This window comes from Paracoccus versutus (genome assembly GCF_000763885.1).
Taxonomy (GTDB): Bacteria; Pseudomonadota; Alphaproteobacteria; order Rhodobacterales; family Rhodobacteraceae; genus Paracoccus; species Paracoccus versutus.
Window position 1 is genome coordinate 1 of the sequence record NZ_JRKO01000128.1, and the last position, 3,398, is coordinate 3,398.

4 protein-coding genes are annotated in these 3,398 nt (G+C 66.7%); all 4 read right to left on the reverse strand.

The features are described from left to right. Nucleotides 1-25: 25 nt before the first annotated feature. Nucleotides 26-439: a Zn-ribbon domain-containing OB-fold protein gene (locus IT40_RS26035; RefSeq protein WP_036761365.1), complete on the reverse strand. Its 414-nt coding sequence runs from the start codon at nt 437-439 to the stop codon at nt 26-28. A gap of 12 nt (nt 440-451) precedes the next feature. Beyond that, nucleotides 452-1,675, reverse strand: coding sequence for a thiolase family protein (locus IT40_RS26040; RefSeq protein WP_036761366.1), 1,224 nt, complete (start codon nt 1,673-1,675; stop codon nt 452-454). 4 nt (nt 1,676-1,679) lie between these two features. Continuing rightward, complete coding sequence (locus IT40_RS26045; RefSeq protein ID WP_036761367.1) at nt 1,680-2,174, reverse strand: MaoC family dehydratase; 495 nt, start codon at nt 2,172-2,174, stop codon at nt 1,680-1,682. 86 nt (nt 2,175-2,260) lie between these two features. Continuing rightward, the coding region (locus IT40_RS26050; protein ID WP_036761369.1) for an acyl-CoA dehydrogenase family protein at nt 2,261-3,398 on the reverse strand (1,138 nt) is incomplete at its 5' end.

Here is a 3,398-nt window from a genome sequence, read left to right on the forward strand (position 1 = left end):
CCCCCTGTGGTGTGGTGTGCCTTGTTCATTCTGCGCATCGGAAGACGGGCAGGGTTTGTCTGCCGCGCTTGATGAAGGCGACCTCGACGGGGCGGCCGATGCGCATGTCCTCGGGCTTGCCCTCGATCTGGGTGAAGAGGTGATAGCCCTCCTCCAGCACCACGAAGCCGACGGTGTAGGGCGCGATCGCCTGCCAGGCCGGGGTCGGGCCGCGGCCCACCGTGCTGTGGGAATAGATCCGCCCCTTGCCCGAGGAGCGCCGCCATTCCAAGGCCTCGCCGTCGCATTCCGGGCAGAAGGACCGCGCCGGCCACACCACCGCGCCGCAGCCGGTGCAATGCTGGTAGGTCAGCTCGCCCCGCGCGCAGGCCTGCCAGTAGGGCGCGGCGTCCATCTGCGCATAAGGCTGCGGAAAGCCGTCGACATATTCGATTTCCATGGCGTTTTCCCCTTAGGTCCGGTTGCCGAGGATGGCGACGGCGCCGGCCGCCAGCATGCCGCCCGAGCCCTGCACCAGCACCGTCTGCGGCCGCTTCGACGGCGCCGCCCCCAGCGCGGTGCCGCGCAGCTGGCGGATGGCCTCGACATAGCTGTCCATGTTGCACGAAATCCCCGGCTGGCCAAAGGACAGCCAGCCGCCGTTGGTGTCCAGCGGCAGGTCGCCGTCGATGCCGGTGCGCCCCTCGCGGTAGAGCCGCGCGCCCTTGCCCTTTTCGGCAAAGCCCAGGTCCTCGAGGATGATCGGCCCCATATGCGCGAAATTGACCGAGATCTGCGCCATGTCGATGTCGTCGCGGCCGATGCCGGCCTGGGCGAAGGCCTGGCGCGCCGCCTCGGCCGTCGCGGTATGGGTGATGTTGGGCAGCGGGCCCAGCGTGTCGAAGCGCGCCCGGCGCATGTTCATCCGGTCGCCCAGGTATTCATGGGTCGAGGCCGAGCCGTAGCCCAGCAGGTAGACCGGCGCCGCGAAGTTGCGGGCGTTCCCGGCCGAGGTCACCACCAGCGCCCCGCCGGTGCCGCCGCCCCAGGTCGAGCACATCCAGCGCCGCAGCGGGCTCGAGACATAGGGCGAGGCCAGCACCTTCTGCGCGTCGATCTCGCCGAAGCGGGCCTTGGCGGCATGGGGATGCTTCACGCCCCATGCCTGGTTGGCGATGGCGACCTGGGCGAAATCCTCCTCGGTCACGCCGAACTCGTGCATGTAGCGGCAGGCCGCCTGGGCATAGAGCGAGGGGATGGTGGGGCCGTAGGGGATCTCGAACTGCGGGTCGGCATCGGCCTCGGCGCCCATGGCCACCGCGTCGACGAAAAGCTCGGTGGCGTCGCTTTGCAGGCAGAGCACGTATTCGGCCTTGCCGGCGGCGATCATCTGCGCGGCCATGCCCAGGCTGGCGGTCAGGCCCGCGCCGTGCATCGTCAGCTCGCTGTTGATCGTCACCGGCATCTGCATGTGCGAGATGAAGATGTTGGACCATTGCGAGCGCTTGTCGGCCCAGGGCGAGCGGCCGGTGAAGACCGCGTCGACCTGCTGCCGGCCGATGCCGGCGTCCTTCAGCGCGGCGCGGGCGGCCTCGACCGCCAGCCGCATCGGATCCTTGCGGTTGTCGCGGCTGGCATAGGCATCGCCCATGCCGACGATGGCGGCGACAGGACCGGTGGCGGGGCTGGGGCTCATGGCGTCAGTCCTTGAAGATCGGCGTGGCCTGGGCCATCAGCTCTTCCAGGTCGGCACGCTTGCGCAGCATCAGGATCGACCATTCGCTGCGCTGAAGCACGTCGCCGTTCTGATTATAGGCCTTGATCAGGAAGGTGCCGACACCGAACTTGTCGTCCTTGTCCTTCTTGGCGATGACCTCGCCGGTGGCATAGACCGTGTCGCCGATCTTGACCGGGTGCAGGAAACGCAGCTTGTCCACGCCGTAATTGGCCTGGATCGCCGGGCCGAACTGCAGGAGCCCCGAGATCAGCGAGAAGGTCAGCTGGCCCTGCACGATGCGTTCGCCCCAGCGGGTCTTGGACGAATATTCGGTGTTCGAGTGGATCTCGATCCAGTTGCCGGTCAGCATGCAGAAATTGACCACATCCGTTTCGGTCACGGTGCGGCCGGGCGAGCGGAAGACATGGCCGATTTCCAGCTCGTCCAGCGGGGTGTTGACGCGATTGTCCGCAATCATGGCTTCATCCTTTCAATGGGTTGCATCCTCCTTGGGGGAGGCGGCGCCGCGGCGGGGAGGCGACCGGCGGCGCCGCGCGACGCGGGTCAGAGCCGCATCGACTTCGAGATGATGGTCTTCTGGATCTGCGAGGTGCCGCCGCCGATGGTGGATTGCACGCTTTCGCGCAGGTAGCGCTCCATGTCGGCCTCGGGCAGGTTGGCGTGGCCGCCCAGCACCTGCATCCCGGTCAGCGCGCATTGCTTCAGCGTCTCGGAGCCATAAAGCTTGGCCATCGACACCTCGCGCGAGCAGGGGATCTTGGCGGCCGCCATGCGGGCGGCGCGATAGCACAGCAGGCGGGCGGCATCGACTTCGGTCTGGCGCTCGGCCAGCATGTGGCGCAGCACCTGGAAGTCCCAGATCGGGCGGCCGAACTGGATGCGTTCATGGGCGTATTGCGTGGCCTTGTTCACCGCGGTCTGGGCGTTGCCGACATAGGCGGCGGCGACCGAGCAGCGTTCCAGCTCCAGATGCGCCAGGATGATTTCCCAGCCCTGGCCTTCCTTGCCCAGCAGGGCGTTGCCGGGCACCTTGACCTCGTCGAGGAAGATCTCGGTGGTGCCGGTGGCGTGGCGCGACAGCGTCGGCAGCTTGTTGATGACCATGCCCGGCGTGTCGTTCGGGATCAGCAGGATCGACAGCCCGCCATGCTTGTCGTCGGCATCGGTGCGCACCAGCATGGCGATGACCGTGTCCCTGGCCGCCGCGCCCGAGCACCACAGCTTCGAGCCGGTGACGATCCAGTCGCCGTTCTCGTCGCGCCGCGCCCGCGTGGCGGTGTTCGAGGCGTCCGACCCCGCGCCCGGTTCCGAGATCGAGACCGAGAAGCGGATCTTGCCGTCGATGAAGGGCTTGATGTATTGCGCCTTCTGTTCTTCGCTGCCGTATTTCTGGATGTTCATCGCGGTGAAGGTCGGCACCAGGATGGCGGCGGCGAAGTCGAAGCCGTATTTGCCCAGGCCCTCGGCCATCAGCGTGTAGTCGAAGATGTCGCCGCCGGCGCCGCCGTCCTCTTCCTTGAACAGCAGCCCCAGCCAGCCCTGCCTGGCGATCTTGTCATAGGCTTCATAGGGATAGTCGCGGTTCATGTCGCATTTGCGGATATATTCGACAGTCACCTCGTCATCCATGAAACGGTTCACCGTCTCAAGCCAAAGCGCCTGCCCCTCGTCCAGAAAATTC

Excerpts from the sequence above, each read along its gene's own strand:
- IT40_RS26045 (WP_036761367.1), bottom strand. The coding sequence starts at position 2,174 with ATGATTGCGGACAATCGCGTCAACACCCCGCTGGACGAGCTGGAAATC.
- IT40_RS26035 (WP_036761365.1), bottom strand. The coding sequence starts at position 439 with ATGGAAATCGAATATGTCGACGGCTTTCCGCAGCCTTATGCGCAGATG.
- IT40_RS26040 (WP_036761366.1), bottom strand. The coding sequence starts at position 1,675 with ATGAGCCCCAGCCCCGCCACCGGTCCTGTCGCCGCCATCGTCGGCATG.